Source organism: Flavobacterium sp., from assembly GCF_036782315.1.
Classification (GTDB): Bacteria; Bacteroidota; Bacteroidia; order Flavobacteriales; family Flavobacteriaceae; genus Flavobacterium.
Map to the genome: position 1 here is coordinate 50,884 of NZ_DAIPZK010000004.1, position 18,996 is coordinate 69,879.

The 18,996-nt window shown below is 32.7% G+C and carries 19 protein-coding genes; 14 read left to right on the forward strand and 5 right to left on the reverse strand.

The window, feature by feature from the left end; all coding sequences use genetic code 11:
- The 4 genes from V7P59_RS04910 to V7P59_RS04925 are packed head-to-tail and all read left to right on the forward strand — an operon-like array spanning window position 1 to window position 1,519.
- Window positions 1–183: a GldL-related protein gene (locus tag V7P59_RS04910; protein ID WP_333809040.1), complete on the forward strand. Its 183-nt coding sequence runs from the start codon at window positions 1–3 to the stop codon at window positions 181–183.
- Window positions 180–761, forward strand: coding sequence for a TMEM175 family protein (locus V7P59_RS04915; protein WP_333809041.1), 582 nt, complete (start codon window positions 180–182; stop codon window positions 759–761). Before V7P59_RS04910 ends, V7P59_RS04915 begins: the two co-directional genes overlap by 4 nt.
- Before the next feature lie 3 nt (window positions 762–764).
- Window positions 765–1,127: a DUF1304 domain-containing protein gene (locus V7P59_RS04920; protein ID WP_333809042.1), complete on the forward strand. Its 363-nt coding sequence runs from the start codon at window positions 765–767 to the stop codon at window positions 1,125–1,127.
- Window positions 1,124–1,519: a hypothetical protein gene (locus tag V7P59_RS04925; protein ID WP_333809043.1), complete on the forward strand. Its 396-nt coding sequence runs from the start codon at window positions 1,124–1,126 to the stop codon at window positions 1,517–1,519. Before V7P59_RS04920 ends, V7P59_RS04925 begins: the two co-directional genes overlap by 4 nt.
- Before the next feature lie 33 nt (window positions 1,520–1,552).
- Here the strand turns inward: V7P59_RS04925 and hutH are convergent, their stop codons facing one another.
- Complete coding sequence (gene hutH / locus V7P59_RS04930) at window positions 1,553–3,055, reverse strand: histidine ammonia-lyase (protein WP_333809044.1); 1,503 nt, start codon at window positions 3,053–3,055, stop codon at window positions 1,553–1,555.
- Between the two features lie 165 nt (window positions 3,056–3,220).
- Between hutH and gcvT the strand changes: the two genes are divergently transcribed.
- The 5 genes from gcvT to V7P59_RS04955 all read left to right on the forward strand — a co-directional run bounded on the left by gcvT (window position 3,221) and on the right by V7P59_RS04955 (window position 7,468).
- Complete coding sequence (gene gcvT, locus V7P59_RS04935) at window positions 3,221–4,303, forward strand: glycine cleavage system aminomethyltransferase GcvT (RefSeq protein WP_333809045.1); 1,083 nt, start codon at window positions 3,221–3,223, stop codon at window positions 4,301–4,303.
- A gap of 273 nt (window positions 4,304–4,576) precedes the next feature.
- Entirely contained in the window at window positions 4,577–5,296 is a 720-nt protein-coding gene (locus tag V7P59_RS04940) for a YebC/PmpR family DNA-binding transcriptional regulator (protein ID WP_333809046.1), read from the forward strand.
- A gap of 118 nt (window positions 5,297–5,414) precedes the next feature.
- Window positions 5,415–6,203 (forward strand): hypothetical protein, encoded by a 789-nt coding sequence (locus V7P59_RS04945; RefSeq protein WP_333809047.1) that lies wholly within the window; start codon window positions 5,415–5,417, stop codon window positions 6,201–6,203.
- Between the two features lie 202 nt (window positions 6,204–6,405).
- On the forward strand, window positions 6,406–6,936 hold the full coding sequence (locus tag V7P59_RS04950; RefSeq protein ID WP_333809048.1) for a hypothetical protein: 531 nt from the start codon (window positions 6,406–6,408) through the stop codon (window positions 6,934–6,936).
- Window positions 6,937–7,018: 82 nt separating this feature from the next.
- Complete coding sequence (locus V7P59_RS04955; protein WP_333809049.1) at window positions 7,019–7,468, forward strand: SRPBCC family protein; 450 nt, start codon at window positions 7,019–7,021, stop codon at window positions 7,466–7,468.
- 49 nt (window positions 7,469–7,517) lie between these two features.
- On the opposite strand, the gene V7P59_RS04960 is transcribed toward V7P59_RS04955, so the two are convergent.
- Both V7P59_RS04960 and V7P59_RS04965 read right to left on the reverse strand, forming a co-directional pair.
- Window positions 7,518–8,558, reverse strand: coding sequence for a PLP-dependent cysteine synthase family protein (locus V7P59_RS04960; protein ID WP_333809050.1), 1,041 nt, complete (start codon window positions 8,556–8,558; stop codon window positions 7,518–7,520).
- 138 nt (window positions 8,559–8,696) lie between these two features.
- Complete coding sequence (locus V7P59_RS04965; RefSeq protein ID WP_333809051.1) at window positions 8,697–10,757, reverse strand: S9 family peptidase; 2,061 nt, start codon at window positions 10,755–10,757, stop codon at window positions 8,697–8,699.
- Window positions 10,758–10,897: 140 nt separating this feature from the next.
- Between V7P59_RS04965 and V7P59_RS04970 the strand changes: the two genes are divergently transcribed.
- Complete coding sequence (locus tag V7P59_RS04970; RefSeq protein WP_333809052.1) at window positions 10,898–11,221, forward strand: YbaB/EbfC family nucleoid-associated protein; 324 nt, start codon at window positions 10,898–10,900, stop codon at window positions 11,219–11,221.
- On the opposite strand, the gene V7P59_RS04975 is transcribed toward V7P59_RS04970, so the two are convergent.
- Together V7P59_RS04975 and V7P59_RS04980 are read right to left on the reverse strand one after the other, a co-directional pair.
- Window positions 11,214–11,987, reverse strand: a complete 774-nt coding sequence (locus V7P59_RS04975) for a sulfite exporter TauE/SafE family protein (protein ID WP_333809053.1) — start codon at window positions 11,985–11,987, stop codon at window positions 11,214–11,216. The genes V7P59_RS04970 and V7P59_RS04975 overlap by 8 nt on opposite strands.
- Before the next feature lie 86 nt (window positions 11,988–12,073).
- Entirely contained in the window at window positions 12,074–13,099 is a 1,026-nt protein-coding gene (locus tag V7P59_RS04980; protein WP_333809054.1) for a threonine aldolase family protein, read from the reverse strand.
- A gap of 165 nt (window positions 13,100–13,264) precedes the next feature.
- Between V7P59_RS04980 and prfB the strand changes: the two genes are divergently transcribed.
- The 4 genes from prfB (at window position 13,265) to V7P59_RS05000 (ending at window position 18,961) form a co-directional block, all read left to right on the forward strand.
- Window positions 13,265–14,360, forward strand: a protein-coding gene (prfB, locus tag V7P59_RS04985; RefSeq protein ID WP_333809055.1) for a peptide chain release factor 2 whose coding sequence is annotated in 2 segments (ribosomal slippage) — window positions 13,265–13,327 and window positions 13,329–14,360 — 1,095 coding nt in all. Because the reading frame shifts where the segments join, the coding sequence is not laid out codon by codon here.
- A gap of 126 nt (window positions 14,361–14,486) precedes the next feature.
- Window positions 14,487–15,485 (forward strand): UDP-3-O-(3-hydroxymyristoyl)glucosamine N-acyltransferase, encoded by a 999-nt coding sequence (gene lpxD, locus V7P59_RS04990; RefSeq protein ID WP_333809056.1) that lies wholly within the window; start codon window positions 14,487–14,489, stop codon window positions 15,483–15,485.
- Window positions 15,486–15,579: 94 nt separating this feature from the next.
- On the forward strand, window positions 15,580–17,223 hold the full coding sequence (locus V7P59_RS04995) for an acyl-CoA carboxylase subunit beta (RefSeq protein ID WP_333809057.1): 1,644 nt from the start codon (window positions 15,580–15,582) through the stop codon (window positions 17,221–17,223).
- Window positions 17,224–17,293: 70 nt separating this feature from the next.
- Window positions 17,294–18,961 (forward strand): RluA family pseudouridine synthase, encoded by a 1,668-nt coding sequence (locus tag V7P59_RS05000; protein ID WP_333809058.1) that lies wholly within the window; start codon window positions 17,294–17,296, stop codon window positions 18,959–18,961.
- Window positions 18,962–18,996 lie beyond the last annotated feature (35 nt).

Genomic DNA, 18,996 nt, shown 5'->3' on the forward strand with positions numbered 1-18,996 from the left:
ATGAAAAAACAATATGTAATTCCATTGGTTTTATTTCTTTTAGGTATGGCAATAACAATTATTGGTTCTTTATTCAAACTTATGCATTGGCCTGGAGCTGGAATTACACTTACAATTGGAATGCTTACCGAAGCTACTGCTATTATTACACTAATTGTAGTTTTACTTAAAAACACGAAATGAACAAAAACCGATTAGAAGCTTTTAGCGATGGTGTTTTAGCTATTATTATCACTATTATGGTTTTGGAATTTAAAGTTCCAGATGATACTACTTTTGAAGCTGTAATTAAATTATCACACAAGTTTTTGAGCTATATTTTGAGTTTTATTTATGTGGGAATCTATTGGAACAATCACCATCACATGATGCATACTGTTAAAAGAGTGAATGGAAAAATTCTTTGGGCCAATTTACATTTGTTGTTTTGGTTGTCGTTAATTCCATTTACTACTGCATGGATTGGGGAACATCATTTTAATTCGTTTCCTATGATGCTTTATGGTATAGTATTATTAATGAATGCAATTGCTTATTTTATTTTGCAAAAGATAATTTTAATCGACCATGGAAAAGACTCCATTTTAGCAAAAGCTATTGGTAAAGATTACAAAGGAAAATTATCAGTAGTTTTATATTTAATTGCTGTTTTTTTAACTAAATATTCAGTTGAAATTTCGGGAGCGCTTTATATTTTGGTCGCTTTAGTTTGGTTAATTCCCGATAAAAGAATCGAACGTGTTTTTAATGAAAAAAACTAAATTATGCACATCATCAGTAAAATACTCATTATTGTCATTGCACTACTCCATTTGTATTTTCTTTGGCTTGAAATGTTTGCTTGGACAACAGCAGCTAAAAAAGTATTCCGAACTTTTCCAGAAGAATTATTTGAAAAAACAAAAGCTTTAGCAGCAAATCAAGGATTATATAACGGATTCTTATCTGCAGGATTACTTTGGTCTTTAGCTATTTCCGATGAAAATTGGAGTAAAAACATAGCGTTATTTTTTCTTTGCTGTGTAACGGTTGCAGGAATTTTCGGAGCATATTCCGCTTCAAAAAAAATATTTTACGTACAAGCTTTACCAGCAATTATAACAATCATTTTAATCTTTATCTTATGAAAAAAATCGTTACTCTGCTTTTATTAATCTGTTCATTATTTTCTTTTGAATTGGGATTGGCACAAAAAAATAATTGTAAAAAATTTAAAAATGGGACTTTCAAATTAGTCGATGAAAATTCGGGAACAACTTACATCATAGAACGTAAAGGAAAATTGCAAATAGAACATATAAAAGGAAGCGATCAAAAACTTACTTTTAATGTGGAATGGTTGGACGAATGTACTTATCTGATTACGCCAACAAAAGAAACTTTGAAAATAAAACCCGATTTCACTTATACTATTAAGGTTGAAATACTTGAAACCAAAGAAAAATCATATATATCTAGATCCACAATTAAAGGAATCGATGATTATTCTAAAGAAGTGGAAATAGTTAAGATTGATTAAAAAAAAACGCTATTGAAATCAATAGCGTTTTTTTTAATCTTCCATTTCAATTTGAAAACTATTCAAAAACGAAACGGATTTTTCAATATCATAATGTAAAATTCTATCTTCCGATACAAACGAAACTTCTTCTCTGTAAGATTTAACAAAACTTTCTATAAACTCACTTGACTTTAATGGTCGTCTGAACTCTAAAGCTTGTGAACCATTTAATAATTCGATTGCTAAAATGCGTTCTACATTTTCAACAATACGCAAAGTTTTAGTCGCTGCGTTCGCTCCCATACTCACATGATCTTCTTGTCCGTTAGACGAAACTATACTATCAATACTTGATGGAGTTGCTAATTGTTTATTCTGACTTGCTATACTTGCTGCTGTATATTGTGGAATCATAAAACCTGAATTCAATCCTGGATCGTTTACTAAAAACGCAGGTAAATTTCTCAATCCTGAAATTAATTGATACGTTCTTCTTTCTGAAATACTTCCTAATTCAGACAATGCTATTCCTAAGAAATCTAACGCTAAAGCTAAAGGCTGACCATGGAAATTTCCTCCCGAAATAATCATATCTTCGCCAACAAAAATATTTGGATTATCGGTAACGGAGTTAATTTCGGTACGAAATACTTTCTTAACATATTCAATTGTATCTTTAGAAGCTCCATGAACTTGTGGAATACATCTAAAAGAATATGGATCTTGTACATGAACTTTTGGTTGCGCTATGATTTCACTGTCTTCTAACAAATCGCGCATTCTTTCTGCTGTTTGAATTTGGCCTTTATGCGGACGAACTAAGTGAATCAAATCTGTAAAAGGTTCAATTCTTCCATCAAAACCTTCTAATGAAACTGCTCCGATGACATCAGCTAAATACGAAATTTTCTCCGCTTTAATCAAGCAATAAACACCGTAAGCACTCATAAATTGGGTTCCATTTAATAATGCTAAACCTTCTTTCGATTGTAAAACGATTGGTTCCCAACCAAATTTCGCTAATACTTTTGAAGCTGGTTGTCTGAAACCATCCAAATATACTTCGCCTTCTCCTAATAAGGGTAAAGATAAATGCGCTAAAGGAGCTAAATCGCCCGAAGCACCTAACGAACCTTGAGTATAAATTACTGGAAAAATATCATTGTTGTAAAAATCAATCAAGCGTTGCACCGTAACCAATTGAACACCTGAATGTCCGTAACTTAAAGATTGGATTTTTAATAACAACATGATTTTTACAATGTCATGAGGTACTTCTTCTCCAGTTCCGCAAGCGTGAGATTTTACTAAATTCTCTTGAAGTTTTGATAAATTCTCATTCGAAATCTTCACATTACACAACGAACCAAAACCAGTGTTAATTCCGTAAATTGGATCAGAGTTTGATTTCATTTTATCATCTAAGTATTTTCTACATTTCTCAATGTTTACAATAGCTTCCTCTGATAGTGCCAATTGCTTTCCTTGAAAAACAATCTCGTTAATCATATCGATAGACAATAAATCTGAACTTATATAATGTGTAGTTTCCATTTCATTTATTTTAAAAGTCCAAAATTCCGCAAACAATTGTTAAAATGCAAGATTTATTATCATTATTAACAAAAAATAAATACTTCACAAATTTTAAGGCAAACCAGATAAGTTTTTTAAGAATTTTCAATAAATTAGCGCTCTCTAATTATACAACAATAAATCATGAAAAATACAGCGTTAACGCACATTCACGAAAGCTTGGGAGCTAAAATGGTTCCGTTTGCAGGTTACAATATGCCAGTACAATATGAAGGAGTAAATGTTGAACACGAAACCGTTAGAAATGGCGTTGGTGTTTTTGATGTTTCTCACATGGGAGAATTTTTCCTAAAAGGAGAAAATGCGTTGGCTTTAATTCAGAAAGTAACTTCAAATGATGCTTCTAAATTAGTTGATGGAAAAGCACAATATTCTTGTTTACCAAATAACGAAGGAGGAATTGTTGACGACTTAATCGTTTATAAAATCGCTGACAATCATTATATGTTAGTTGTAAATGCTTCTAACATTGAAAAAGATTGGAATTGGATTGCATCTCACAATGATTTAGGTGTGGATATGCAAAACCTTTCAGACGACTATTCATTATTAGCGATTCAAGGACCAAAAGCTGCTGAAGCGATGCAATCATTGACTTCTATCGATTTAACGAATATGGGATATTACACATTCCAAATTGGTGATTTCGCTGGAAAAAGCGATGTAATTGTATCGGCTACAGGTTATACTGGTTCGGGAGGATTTGAAATTTACTTCAAAAACGAAGATGCAGAATACATCTGGAACAAAGTTTTTGAAGCTGGAGCAGCTTTCGGAATCAAACCAATTGGATTAGCAGCTCGTGATACCTTACGTTTAGAAATGGGATTCTGTTTATATGGAAACGATATCAACGACACTACTTCTCCATTAGAAGCTGGTTTAGGATGGATTACGAAATTCGACAAAGAATTTACCAATTCAGAAAACTTGAAAAAACAAAAAGAAGTTGGCGTTTCTCGTAAATTAGTTGGTTTTGAAATGATTGAAAGAGGAATTCCTCGTCACGATTACGAAATTGCTGATGCTAACGGAAATATTGTAGGAATTGTTACTTCTGGAACGCAATCGCCTTCTATGGGAATTGCTATTGGAATGGGATATGTTCCAACGGCTCTAGCAACACCAGATTCTGAAATTTACATCAGAATTAGAAATAAAGATATTAAAGCAAAAGTGGTTAAAATGCCATTTTATAAAAAATAGTCAAGAGCAAGGACAAGAACAAAGTCAAGTTCCAGAACAAGAACAATTTGTGAAGTCTAGCGAAGTCGAGACTTTTTAAAACATATAAGTCATAAAATTTTTCAAGTTGATTGAAATTGCAAATACAAGTTTATTTGAGATTTTATAGATTTCAGAAATTTATTTAATCTGTGTTCCAAACAATTGAAATTTAAACTTGTTCTTGAAATTGAACTTGAATTTCTTATTTTTGCAACCTGAAACTTGAAACCTTAAACTTTAAACCAAAAAGAAATGGGAAGAGCGTTTGAATTTAGAAAAGCCCGTAAAATGAAGCGTTGGTCAGCCATGGCTAAAACGTTTACAAGAATTGGAAAAGATATTGTAATTGCCGTTAAAGAAGGCGGTCCAAATCCTGAAACTAACTCACGTTTGAGAGCGGTTATACAAAATGCTAAGGCAGCTAATATGCCAAAAGAAAACGTAGAGCGTGCGATTAAAAAAGCGTCTGATAAAGATACGGCTAACTATAAAGAAGTATTATTTGAAGGATATGCACCTCACGGAATTGCCATTTTAATTGAAACGGCTACCGATAACAACAACAGAACCGTTGCTAACATTAGAAGTTACTTTAACAAATGTAATGGAACATTAGGAACTCAAGGTTCGGTTGAATTTATGTTTGATCATACCTGTAATTTTAGAATTCCGGCTGAAGGACAAGATGTGGAAGAATTAGAATTAGAAATGATTGATTTTGGAGTAGAAGAAATCTTTGCTGACGAAGACGGAATTGTTATGTACGCTCCTTTTGAAAGCTTTGGTGCAATCCAAAAAGAATTAGAATCTCGTGGTTTAGAAATCTTATCTTCTGGATTTGAAAGAATTCCACAAGTAACTAAAGAATTAACACCAGACCAAGTAGCAGATGTTGAAAAACTATTAGAAAAAATTGAAGAAGATGATGACGTTATGAACGTTTATCATACGATGCAAGAAAGCGCTGAGTAATTCTTTTCTATCTCAATATTGAAATCCTCGCAAGAAAAATTGTGAGGATTTTTTTATATATTAGCTTTTTGAAAGAGAAACATTTTAATTACTTTGCAACAATTTTATTAATAACTCTATGAAATATGAAAATCGAGTAGTACTTTTTTTAGATATTTTAGGTTTTAAATCTGTAATTGATAAAACAATCAATAAAGATGATACTGATAATGAAACAAGTATAAGTTCTTTATTTGAAACATTAAATCAAATGTATCATGAGGTTAGTTGGACTAATTCAAAAAAAATGACTTCTCGTGTAATTACTCAATTTTCTGATTCAATTGTTTTATCGTTCTTGGTTGAAGATTCTAAGGAAGTAGCACCATTTTTTGAAGACATTCAAGCTTTAATTGCAATGCTCGTGAAAAGAGGTATACTATGTCGAGGTGCAATTTCTTATGGCAAATTAATTCACAATAATCGCATAGTTTTTGGTCCTGCTATGAATGAAGCATATTTAACAGAATCAAAAGCTGCTTTTTATCCAAGAGTTATTTTAGACAAAAGCTTGGCATATCTTCTTGAAGGAAATCTTAATTTTAAAAAAGATGATTTTTTTTATCAAAATCCTTTTTTAGAAAATATTATTGAAGAGGATTTAGATGATAAGCTTTACATTGATTATATATTTAGAGTAAAAAACATAATGAATTCAGAAGAATATTTATTTCGTCACCTTCCTAAATTAAGAAAAATCATTACGGATGGATTAAGATATAAAAGTCCAGACATAAAAGTGAAATTTGGCTGGCTAAAAAATAAATATAATAGAACATTAATAAAATTAAAATCTGAATTTTATAATTATGGAATTAATGATACAACTCTAATTACACAAATAGGGAAATTGAAACTAATAGAATAAAAAGCTGTTTCTAACATTATTTTAAATAATGATAAAGACACGTTCAATGCTTTTAAGAATGGTTTTGGACATGTACTTTCTTCTCTCTTTTAATTTTTTTCTTTGATCTTTTTGATATATTTGTATACAACAGTAATAAAATTTCCGCAGCTATTTAAAGTTGAATGGACGTTTAATAACTATATTACAAAAACTAAATTATATGATTAAATTATTTTTTTTAGGCGTTATAGGTTTATCACAAATCATTATTTTAATTTTGTTATTTATACTAGTTAAATATCTTTTTTTTAATAAAAAAAGAAAAGACTCCATAGATAATAATTTTAATGAAGTAGTACAGACTTCAAAAAGTGTTATTGGAAACAATTTAACCAAAGTAAAAAAAATTGCCGAGCAAAGTATTATTAAATCATATATTATAAATTATAATTGGTTATTAGTTAATGACTCCTCAGACAATATTATTTATACTTTTAGAGATAATGGAGAATTATTAATTACTAAAAATGGAATAGTAGAAAGAGCTTCATTCGAATTGATAGTCGATAATAACAGTTTACTCATAACTAAAAATAGCATTATTGAACACTACAACATTGTGAATCAAAAAAATGATTTCTTAATTTTACAATTATTATCAACAAACAATACATTAATTTTTGCAAATCAAACTAAATACAAAGATTATTTAAAATCTCAACTAAAAGAATTAGCCAAAGAAAATTATTAAAACTCCCCGATAGCGAGGAATTGCATTCCGTGCCCACAAATCAAAACCCAATCCTTTTTTTGTAAATTAGTAATAAAAAAATATGGCAGATAATTTTGTATCGTTACATCGCGTAGTAACGGCTTCACCTGAAAAGGTGTTTCGTGCATTTACAGAGGCAAATGCAATGGCTTCGTGGATTCCACCTTATGGTTTTTTGTGTGAAGTTCATAATATGGAAGTGAAAATTGGTGGCGTTTTTAAAATGTCGTTTATCAACTTTACAACGGGTAATGGACATTCTTTTGGTGGAAAGTATTTAGATATCAAACCAAACGAGTTTTTAAAATACACCGACACTTTCGATGACCCTAACTTACCAGGCGAAATGACAACTTCGGTTTGGTTAAAAGAAGTTTCTTGTGGGACAGAAATCAAAATACTGCAAGAAAATATTCCAGTAATGATTCCAACAGAAATGTGTTACTTAGGTTGGCAAGAATCTCTAGAAAAACTAAAGAAATTAGTAGAACCAAATATTCCAGATAACTAAAAATAAAAATCCCAATCTTTCGATTGGGATTTTCTATATTTAAAATCAATTACTTGATAATTTCAATTTTTAAAGCTTCTTCTTGGTTAACTGAATCAAAGAAACCTTGCTCGTTCATCCATTCATCACTAAATACTTTACTCATGTATCTTGAACCATGATCTGGGAAAATGATAACTACATTGCTGTTCGCATCAAATTCACCTTCTTCAGCATATTGTTTCACCGCTTGAAAAGCTGCGCCTGAAGTATAACCCACAAACAAACCTTCTTTCTTTGCTAGTTCTCTTGCCGTGTGAGCACTTTCTTCATCAGAAACTTTGATGAACTTATCAATAATATCAAAATCGGTAGCGGTTGGAATCAAGTTTTTTCCTAATCCTTCAATACGGTATGGATAAATTTCTGCATTGTCAAATTCTTTTGTTTCGTGATATTTTTTCAATACAGAGCCAAAAGCATCTACTCCTAAAACTTTAATATTAGGGTTTTTCTCTTTCAAAAAACGCGCTGTCCCCGAAATAGTACCCCCAGTTCCACTACATGCTACCAAGTGAGTGATTTTTCCACCTGTTTGTTCCCAAATTTCAGGACCAGTAGTTTTGTAGTGTGCATCAATATTCAAATCATTAAAATATTGATTGATATAAACCGAACCTTTTGTTTCTTCATGTAAACGTTTAGCGACATTGTAATAAGAACGTTCATCGTCTGCAGAAACGTGAGCTGGACAAACATATACTTTAGCACCCATCGAACGCAACATATCAATCTTATCTTTAGACGATTTTGAACTTACCGCTAAGATACAATCATACCCCTTGATGATGCTAACCATTGCTAAACTAAAACCTGTATTTCCTGAAGTTGTCTCAATAATCGTATCACCTGGTTTAAGGATGCCTCGTTTTTCAGCTTCTTCAATTATATATAAAGCGATGCGGTCTTTTGTAGAATGTCCTGGGTTAAAGGCTTCAACTTTTGCATAGAAATTACCTGTTAAATCTGCTGATACTTTATTCAGTTTGATTAATGGTGTATTCCCAATTAAATCCAACACACTATTATAGGCTTTTATTTCTTCTTTCATATGAAGATATAGTTTGTTTTAATGTTTCCAAAATACTATGCATTACTAGCATTTAAAGTATTTTATACTTATTTAATGTTCAAAAAATGTCAAATTTGGCACCTTTTTAACCTTGCAAATTTAACAAAAAAAGTTTAACTACTTCTTAATTTTTTCCAAATCTAGTAAAAAAGCAAATTCTTTTGCTAATTCCTTCAATGCTTCAAATCTACCCGATGCTCCTCCATGTCCAGCATCCATATTGGTATCTAAAAATAATTGTTTGTCATTTGTTTTCATAACTCGCAATTTAGCTACCCATTTTGCTGGTTCCCAGTATTGCACTTGCGAATCGTGAAGCCCTGTAGATACATACATATTTGGATAATCTTGTGCTTTTACTTGGTCATAAGGCGAATACGAAAGCATATAATCATAATATTTCTTTTCGTTTGGATTTCCCCACTCGTCATATTCACCCGTAGTTAAAGGTATTGTATCGTCTAACATGGTTGTGATTACATCCACGAAAGGAACTTGCGCAATAACACCATTGTACAATTCTGGATTCATGTTTACAATGGCTCCCATTAATAAACCTCCAGCCGAACCACCTTCAGCATATAAATGTTCTGGCGAGGTATATTTTTCTGCAATTACAAATTTTGAACAGTCAATAAAATCGGTAAAAGTGTTAATTTTCTTTAAAAGTTTTCCGTTTTCATACCACTCTCGTCCTAAGTCCTCTCCTCCTCTAATATGAGCAATAGCATAAATAAATCCTCTATCCAATAAACTCAAACGTGTCGATGAAAAATACGGATCCATAGTAGCACCATAAGACCCATAAGCATATAACAATAATGGATTTTTTCCATCTTTTTTAATGCCTTTTCTGTACACCATCGAAATTGGCACTTTAGTTCCGTCAATTGCGGTGGCCCAAACTCTTTCTTCGATGTAGTTGTTTTTATCAAATTTTCCGCCTAATACTTCTTGTTCTTTTAATACATTTTTCTCTTGAGTTCTCATATTAAAATCAATCACAGAAGATGGTGTTGCCATTGATTGGTAACCGTAACGAAGAATTTCAGTGTCAAAATCTACATTTGTAGTAGTGTAAGCCGTATAAGTCTCACTATTGAAAGGTAAATAATATTCGCCCTTTCCACTCCATGGCATAATTCTAATTTTATTCAATCCATTGGAACGTTCTTCCACTACTAAATAATCTTTGAAAATTTCGATTCCTTCTAATAAAACGTCTTTTCTATGTCCAATTAAATCTTTCCAGTTTTCAGCTGATGTTGCTGTTTCTGGTGTTTTCATTAATTTAAAGTTAGTTGCTTTATCTTTATTAGTAACTATGTAGAAACTATCTCCGTAATGCGAAATCGAATACTCTAATCCGCGTGTTCTTTTTTGGAAAACTTTGAATTTACCATTCGGATTTTTAGAATCTAAAATTTGATATTCCGAGGTCAACGTACTAGAAGACCCAATAACCAAATACTTTTTTGATTTTTCTTTATAAACAAATGTATTAAACGTATCATCCTTTTCATGAAAAACCATTACGTCTGCACTAGCATCTGTTCCTAAAGTATGTTTATAAATTTTATCTGAACGTAAGGTTTGAGCGTCTTTACGAGTATAAAACAAGGTTTTATTATCCCCTGCCCATGTAGAACCTCCCGTAGTATTTTCTAATTTCACTGGAAGAATTTCACCAGTTTCAAGATTTTTAATTTGAATCGTATATTGTCTTCTTGAAACTAAATCCACACCAAAAGCTACCCATTTGTTATCTTCACTTACATTTAATCCTGATAAGTTAAAATAAGCATGTCCTTTTGCCATTTCGTTACAATCAAACATAATTTCTTCTTTGGCTTCTAAACTTCCCTTTTTACGAGAATAAATCGGGTAATCTTTTCCTTTTTCAAAACGAGTAATGTAGTAATATCCATTGTATAAATAAGGAACAGAACTATCGTCTTCTTTAATTCTACTTTTCATTTCTAAAAACAATTCGTCTTGTAATTGTTTAGTATGAGCAGTAGATTTTTGATAATATTCGTTTTCTTGGTTTAGATAATCAATAACTTCTGGATTTTCTCTTTCGTTTAACCAATAGTAATTATCTATTCTTTTGTGTCCGTGCTTTTCAAGAGTTTTTGGAACTATTTTAGCAACTGGCGGAACAATTTTTTCTGACATTTTGTTTGTTTTATTTTGACTATAAACAGGTACAAAAATAACACAAGCCAATAGGAAATAAATGTTTTTTTTCATGAAGTTTTAAACTAATTATTAACTGCTAATTTACTATTTTTGCTCAAATAAAAAAACTAAAAATTATGTTTGGAGATATTATGGGTATGATGGGGAAATTAAAAGAAACCCAACAAAAAGTAGAAGAAACTAAAAAACGTTTAGATTTTGTTTTAATTGATGAAAAAAGTACTGATGGTTTATTAGAAGTTACTTTAACAGCAAACAGAAAAATCAAAAACATAACCATAGGTGATGATTTACTTCAAGACAAAGAAATGCTGGAAGATTATTTGGTTAACGTTTTAAACAAAGCTATCGAAAAAGCAACAAACGTTAACGAAACTGAGTTAGCTGCTGTAGCCAAAGAAGGTATGCCAAATATTCCAGGAATGGATATGTTTAAATAATTCCCATTCCTAAAGCAATTGCCACTAAAAGCAATAAAACAGCAACAAAAACTTGGAGAAATTTTAGGGTAACTTTCTTTAAAAGTTGGTTACCCAAATACGCCCCAGCAATCGCACACAGCGTTGCTGAAATCAACAAGACTTTATTTTCATACAAAGTATAAGTAGTGATTTTTGAAGCATAAACACTCAATCGAGTTAAATCGATAAACATTGAAACTACAATTCCTGTAGCGATAAAACTTTCTTTAGATAAACCAGCTTTAATCAAAAACGCACTTCGCAAAGCACCTTGATGTCCCGAAAGTCCACCGAAAAATCCGCTTAAAATTCCACCTAAAGGCAATTTATCTTTACCAAACTCTAATTTATTTAAATACGGAATCAAATCTAAAAGCGCAAAAATCACTAATAAAATAGCTATTATGAATTTTATTGGCAAAACATCCCACTCTTTACCAAAAAGCGAATAACTAAACAAAGGTTGTAAATCCGAAATTTGCAACAACAACCACGAACCAATCATAGCCGCAAAAATCGCTGGAATTCCAAATTTTAGTAAAACTTCTTTGTTGGCGTGTTTCCCTACCAAGAAAAACTTGAATAAATTATTAGCAAAATGAACCAATCCACATAAACCTATCGCAATATCAACTGGAAAGAACAACATAAAAACAGGAGTTAATAAAGTTCCCAATCCAAAACCAGAGAAAAAGGTTAAAATGGCAGTTAAAAAAGCTACTATTGATATGATTACGATTTCCATAAAATTATTGTTTCAGGTTTCAGGTTTCAGGTTTCAAGTTTGATTTTACAAATTGTTATAATTTCTTTTATCAGTGTTCCAAAAAATCAAAATTGTAATTTAGAAAACACTTCCATTACATATTCATGCATAACTTCTTTGTAATCCAAATGTGTTACAATGCGAAGTTTTCCATGTCCCATCGAACTAATTGCAATTCCTTTTTGCTTTAATTTTTCCATAAAAAGCTTTTCATCTACAAATGATTGTAAGCCAAAAATCAAAATATTGGTTTCCACAGGTTCTACATTAGCAACCCAAGGCATTTTTTCTAATAAATTACCTAATTCTTTCGCCCTTCTATGATCAATTTCTAAACGACTGATGTTATTCTGTAACGCAAATAATCCAGCTGCTGCCAAATATCCTGATTGACGCATATTTCCACCAAAAATCTTTCTAATTCGCAAAGCTCGGTGCATGTCTTCTTTACTTCCCAGCAAAACCGAACCAACAGGAGCACCTAATCCTTTCGATAAACAAACTGAAATCGTATCAAACAATTCCCCAAACTGTTTTGGATGTTGCTTTTTTGCTACTAAAGCATTCCACAAACGCGCACCATCTAAATGATATTTCAAATTATGGTCGATGCAAACTTGCTTAATTTCTTGTAAAGGTTGTAAATCATAACAAGCGCCACCGCCTTTATTGGTTGTATTTTCAATACTCACTAATGAAGTTAAAGGCGTATGGTAAAATTCAGGATCGTTTATTCCGTTTTTAACCAAATCAGCCGTAATCATTCCTCTATTTCCATCAACTAAACAACATGAAACGCCACTATTAAATGATGCTCCTCCCCCTTCATAATGATAAATGTGCGAGTATTTATCGCAAATTACCTGCTCACCTGGTTGCGTATGTAACTTAATCGCCGTTTGATTTGCCATTGTTCCCGAAGGAAAAAACAAAGCAGCTTCCATCCCAAATAAATCCGCTAAAGTTTCCTCTAACTCATTAACTGTTGGGTCTTGTTTATATACATCATCGCCTACTTTGGCATTAAACATTGCGTTTAACATCTCCATAGAAGGCTTCGTTACCGTATCACTAACTAAATTTATTTCCATATATCAATCAGATACCTTATTTTTGATAAAATTTTTAGGAGCTAATTCCCGCTATCCACTATATTTTTCTAAACCTGACAGGTTTTTGAAACCTGTCAGGTTTAGAAAAGATGTCGTTACTATCGGGGCTATGGCATCCCATTTCAAAACAAAACTACAATATTTATGATAAATACAGAACAAGTCAGAGATATTATTGATCGCCTTGGTGCGTTAAGGAGGTATCTTTGACATCGATGCCAAAATCATCGAAATAACTAACGAAGAAGAAAAAACCTTCGCTCCCGACTTTTGGAACAATGCCAAAGAAGCCGAAATCATTATTAGAAACCTACGTTCAAAAAAGAAATGGGTAGAAGATTATGATAAAGGGGTTGAACTTTCCGAGGAACTTCAAATTATGATGGATTTCTTCAAAGAAGGCGATGTAACCGAGGAAGAAGTCGAAGAGCAATATCAAAAAACCTTACATCACATTGAAGATTTAGAGTTCCGCAATATGCTTTCCGACGAAGGAGATAGCATGAGTGCTGTTTTACAAATTACCGCAGGTGCTGGTGGAACCGAAAGTTGTGATTGGGCTTCCATGTTAATGCGAATGTATTTAATGTGGGGTGAAAAACAAGGTTACAAAATCAAAGAATTAAACTTTCAAGAAGGCGATGTTGCCGGAATTAAAACCGTAACCTTAGAATTTGAAGGCGAATTTGCTTTTGGTTATTTAAAAGGTGAAAATGGTGTGCATCGTTTGGTTCGTATTTCTCCTTTTGATAGTAATGCAAAACGTCATACGTCTTTTGCTTCGGTTTATGTGTATCCTTTGGTAGATGATTCTATTGAAGTAGAAATAAATCCTGCAGATATTGAAATTATCACTTCTCGTTCGAGCGGTGCAGGTGGACAAAACGTAAACAAGGTAGAAACCAAAGTACAATTGTTTCACAAACCAACCGGAATTCAAATTCAATGTTCCGAAACGCGTTCACAACAAGACAACCGCCAACGTGCGATGCAAATGTTGAAATCGCAGTTATACGAAATCGAATTAAACAAACGATTAGCACAAAGAGCCGACATTGAAGCAGGAAAAATGAAAATCGAATGGGGTTCGCAAATTCGTAATTATGTTATGCATCCTTATAAATTAGTCAAAGACGTTCGCTCAGGATATGAATCTAGTGATGTTGAAGGCATTATGAACGGTGATATCGATAATTTCTTAAAAGCCTATTTAATGATGATGGGACAAAAAGAGGAATAATTCAAATACATCAAAATCTTAAAAATCCGAATTTCAATTATAGAAATTCGGATTTTTTTATACAAAATTTAAAAAAACTAAAATCTTTTTATATATTCGGCAAAACTAAAACCAATAAACTAGCTAATGAAACAATTTACAATTGAAGAAATCAATGAAGTTCTAAATGGAACAATCGTTGGTTCTGTTCAAACAAAAATTACTGCGCCTGAGCAATTAGAGGTAGCAAAAGAAACCGAAATTTCGTTCATAGGAAATAAAAAATACGAAAAGCTTTGGGCAACATCAAAAGCGGGTGTTGCTGTTGTTAATGATGATATTTCTATTGAACCGGGAGAAAATAGAGCTTTCATAAAGGTAAAAAATGCCGATTTAGCTATGTCACAAGTGTTGTCGATTTTTGCACCTCCTCCACCCGTTTTTAATAAAAATATTCATCCAACGGCCACTATTGACGAAACGGCTCAAATTGGAAACGGGGCAAAAATTGGTGCCAATTGTTATGTGGGTCCAAACGTAATCATTGGAGAAAATACTACACTATATCCCAATGTGACTATTTTAGATGAATGTACTATTGGTAAAAATACTACGATTTGGTCTGGAGCTGTAATTAGAGAGCGTTGCCATATCGGAAATGATTGCATCATACATCCAAATGCAACTATTGGTGCTGATGGTTTTGGTTTCCGTCCAGATCCTGAGAAAGGATTAGTGAAAATTCCACAAATTGGAAATGTTATTATTGGTAACCAAGTAGAAATTGGTGCAAATTCATGTGTAGATAGAGGAAAATTTAGTTCTACCATTATTGGTGATGGTTGTAAAATTGACAATTTAGTTCAAATTGGACACAATTGTAAATTAGGAATGTTTTGTATTATGGCTGGAAACAGCGGATTAGCAGGTTCGGTAACACTTGGAAATGGTGTAATAATTGGTGGAAGTGCTTCCATTAAAGACCATACAACAATTGGAGATGGGGCTATTATTGGTGCTGGTTCTGGTGTTACTGGCGATGTAGAAGCAGGAAAAACACTATTAGGTTATCCTGCTATCGATGCTAAAGACGCTTTGAGACAATGGGCTATTTTAAAAAGAATGGTAAACGATTCTAAAAAATAAACATTCGTTAAAAAATAAGACTAAATCCATCTAAAGAATTTATTTTTCAGATGGATTTCGTATTTTAGCCAACCAATAAACAACAAAAACCCAAATGGACATTAATTTCAATAAAAACGAAGATCATAACAAACTTTTACTTTCTGATTTAAAATCACGTTTTGCCAAAGTTAAATTAGGTGGTGGACAAAAACGTATCGAAAAATTACACGCTGAAGGCAAAATGACCGCTCGTGAACGTATTGATTATCTTTTAGATGAAAAAGCTAAGAGCATTGAAATTGGTGCTTTTGTAGGCGACGGAATGTACGAGGAACACGGAGGTTGTCCTTCTGGTGGTGTAGTGGTTAAAATGGGTTACATTTCGGGTAAGCAATGTATTGTTGTAGCGAATGATGCTACTGTAAAAGCAGGAGCTTGGTTTCCAATTACCGGAAAAAAGAATTTAAGAGCACAAGAAATTGCAATCGAAAATAGATTACCAATTATATATCTAGTAGATTCTGCTGGTGTTTATTTACCAATGCAGGATGAAATTTTTCCTGATAAAGAACATTTCGGAAGAATTTTTAGAAATAATGCCATCATGAGCAGCATGGGAATTACCCAAATCGCAGCTGTAATGGGAAGTTGCGTTGCTGGAGGTGCTTATTTACCTATTATGAGCGATGAAGCTTTAATTGTAGATAAAACCGGAAGTATTTTCTTAGCAGGAAGCTATTTAGTGAAAGCCGCTATTGGAGAAAGTATTGACAATGAAACACTTGGTGGAGCAACAACGCACTGCGAAATTTCGGGTGTTACAGATTACAAAGCTAAGGATGATAAAGATGCTTTAGACCGAATTAAATCGGTAGTAGGTAAAATTGGAGATTATGAAAAAGCAGGTTTCAACCGAGTAAAAGCAGAAAAACCAGCCTTAGAACCAAAAGATATTTACGGAATTTTACCTAAATCGCGCGCGGATCAATACGATATGATGGAAATCATCAAACGTTTAGTAGACAATTCAGAATTTGATGAATACAAAGCAGGTTACGGACAAACCATAATCACTGGTTATGCACGAATTGATGGTTGGGCTGTAGGAATTGTTGCGAATCAAAGAAAAATTGTAAAAACTGCTGGAGCTAAAACGAAACCTAGTGAAATGCAATTTGGCGGTGTAATCTACTCGGATTCAGCAGATAAAGCAACTCGTTTTATTGCCAATTGCAACCAAAAGAAAATTCCACTAGTATTTTTACAAGACGTAACTGGATTCATGGTAGGTTCAAAATCAGAACATGGCGGTATCATTAAAGATGGTGCTAAAATGGTAAATGCAGTTTCTAATTCGGTTGTACCAAAATTTACGGTAGTTATTGGAAATTCGTATGGAGCAGGAAATTATGCAATGTGTGGAAAAGCATACGATCCAAGATTAATCTTCGCTTGGCCAAGTGCTGAATTAGCCGTAATGGGTGGTGCACAAGCAGCAAAAGTATTATTGCAAATTGAAGCAGCTTCTTTAAAAGCAAAAGGTGAAGAAATCACACCAGAAAAAGAAGCCGAATTATTTGATAAAATTAAAGCACGTTACGATAAACAGGTGTCTCCTTATTATGCAGCCGCTCGTTTATGGACAGATGCTATCATCGATCCATTAGATACCAGAACTTGGATTTCAATGGGAATTGAAGCAGCTAACCACGCTCCCATTGAAAAACCGTTTAATTTAGGTGTGATTCAGGTATAATAAATAAAATTTTAAAACTTAATAACCACGAGTACACGAATGTTTATATTTGTGCATTCGTGGATTTTTTATGAAAAAAACAATCTTCCAAACATTCAAAACCAACATTTCAGGTATTGCTTTACCTGAAAAATTCACGTTTCCTTTTTATTACGAACCGCATGAATTGAGCATTATTGCTGCTAATGAATTGCAATCCTATTTGGAGATGCAAACCGATTTTGAACATAATTTCGGGTTAGATGAAAATCAAGAAGGTTTAGTAATTGGAAAAATGTTTGGGGTTTTAGTTTGTAAGAATCAAGAAGGTGAACTTGGCTATTTATGGGCATTTTCTGGAAAATTAGCAGGTGTGAATCATCACCCCTATTTTGTTCCAACAATTTTTGATATGTTGCATGAAGATAGCTTTTTCAGAAAAGAAGAAGAAGTTTTAAACGCCATCAATCGTCAAATTGAAATTTTAGAAAATTCAAATGAACTTCGAACCAAAAAAAATCAATTAGAAAAAACTAAAACTGAAGCTTCTACCGATATTCAAAATCAGAAAGATAAAATCAAAAGATTGAAATTGGAACGCGATGAAAAGCGTAATTCATTCTCCAATTTATCTTCATCTGAAATTGAACAATTAGAATTCGAACTTTCAGAAGAAAGCAAAAAAGAGAGTATTTTACTCAAAAAAATGACGAAATATTGGAATTTTCAAATTGAAAACGCTCAAAAAAACGTCAATTTGCTTTTGGATGAAATCAATCAATTAAAAGAAGAACGCCGACAAAAATCGGGCGCTCTGCAGCAAAAACTTTTTGCTGAATATTCCTTTTTGAATCAGTTTGGAGATCGAAAAAGTATTGGTGAAATCTTCAATAATAATCCGCCTGCTGGTGCTGGAGAATGTGCCGCTCCAAAATTATTACATTACGCTTTCGAACATAATTTAAAACCAATTGCTATGGCGGAGTTTTGGTGGGGACAATCGCCAAAATCGGAAATTCGCAAACACAAACAATTTTATCCAGCTTGCAAAAGCAAATGCGAACCGATTTTGTTATCGCACATGTTGAAAGGATTAGAGATGGAAGCCAATCCGTTTCAAGAAAATCCAGCGGAAGGAAAAAGCATTGAAATAGTTTTTGAAGATGAAGTTTTGGCCGTAATTAACAAACCTGCCGAATTTCTATCGGTTCCTGGAAAAATGATATCCGATTCGGTTTATCAGAGAGTAAAAGAATTATATCCAAATGCAACCGGACCATTAATTGTGCATCGTTTAGATATGTCAACTTCCGGTTTAATGCTTATTGCAAAAGACGAAGAAACGTATGTGAAACTGCAATCTCAATTCATTAAAAGAACTATTAAAAAACGCTACATTGCTTTATTAGAAGGTGTTTTAGAAGAAAATGAAGGTTTTATCGATTTGCCTTTACGAGTAGATTTAGATGATAGGCCACGACAATTAGTTTGCTTCGAACATGGAAAACCAGCGCAAACTAAATGGGAAAAGATAGAAGTTAGAAATAATCAAACATTAGTTAATTTCTATCCTATTACTGGAAGAACACATCAATTAAGAGTTCACGCATCGCACGAATTAGGTTTAAAAACTCCAATTGTTGGTGATGATTTATATGGTTCTAAAGCAAATCGTTTGCATTTACATGCAGAAAGTTTGACGTTTTTTCATCCCTTAACTAAGGAAGAACTCGAGATAACCGTTGCAGCTGAATTTTAGAAATTTCATCTCACTTTGTAACATTTTTTCCATTT

Coding starts and splice junctions, on each gene's coding strand:
- V7P59_RS04910 (WP_333809040.1), top strand. CDS start 1: ATGAAAAAACAATATGTAATTCCATTGGTTTTATTTCTTTTAGGTATG.
- V7P59_RS04915 (WP_333809041.1), top strand. CDS start 180: ATGAACAAAAACCGATTAGAAGCTTTTAGCGATGGTGTTTTAGCTATT.
- V7P59_RS04920 (WP_333809042.1), top strand. CDS start 765: ATGCACATCATCAGTAAAATACTCATTATTGTCATTGCACTACTCCAT.
- V7P59_RS04925 (WP_333809043.1), top strand. CDS start 1,124: ATGAAAAAAATCGTTACTCTGCTTTTATTAATCTGTTCATTATTTTCT.
- hutH (WP_333809044.1), bottom strand. CDS start 3,055: ATGGAAACTACACATTATATAAGTTCAGATTTATTGTCTATCGATATG.
- gcvT (WP_333809045.1), top strand. CDS start 3,221: ATGAAAAATACAGCGTTAACGCACATTCACGAAAGCTTGGGAGCTAAA.
- V7P59_RS04940 (WP_333809046.1), top strand. CDS start 4,577: ATGGGAAGAGCGTTTGAATTTAGAAAAGCCCGTAAAATGAAGCGTTGG.
- V7P59_RS04945 (WP_333809047.1), top strand. CDS start 5,415: ATGAAATATGAAAATCGAGTAGTACTTTTTTTAGATATTTTAGGTTTT.
- V7P59_RS04950 (WP_333809048.1), top strand. CDS start 6,406: ATGATTAAATTATTTTTTTTAGGCGTTATAGGTTTATCACAAATCATT.
- V7P59_RS04955 (WP_333809049.1), top strand. CDS start 7,019: ATGGCAGATAATTTTGTATCGTTACATCGCGTAGTAACGGCTTCACCT.
- V7P59_RS04960 (WP_333809050.1), bottom strand. CDS start 8,558: ATGAAAGAAGAAATAAAAGCCTATAATAGTGTGTTGGATTTAATTGGG.
- V7P59_RS04965 (WP_333809051.1), bottom strand. CDS start 10,757: ATGTCAGAAAAAATTGTTCCGCCAGTTGCTAAAATAGTTCCAAAAACT.
- V7P59_RS04970 (WP_333809052.1), top strand. CDS start 10,898: ATGTTTGGAGATATTATGGGTATGATGGGGAAATTAAAAGAAACCCAA.
- V7P59_RS04975 (WP_333809053.1), bottom strand. CDS start 11,987: ATGGAAATCGTAATCATATCAATAGTAGCTTTTTTAACTGCCATTTTA.
- V7P59_RS04980 (WP_333809054.1), bottom strand. CDS start 13,099: ATGGAAATAAATTTAGTTAGTGATACGGTAACGAAGCCTTCTATGGAG.
- lpxD (WP_333809056.1), top strand. CDS start 14,487: ATGAAACAATTTACAATTGAAGAAATCAATGAAGTTCTAAATGGAACA.
- V7P59_RS04995 (WP_333809057.1), top strand. CDS start 15,580: ATGGACATTAATTTCAATAAAAACGAAGATCATAACAAACTTTTACTT.
- V7P59_RS05000 (WP_333809058.1), top strand. CDS start 17,294: ATGAAAAAAACAATCTTCCAAACATTCAAAACCAACATTTCAGGTATT.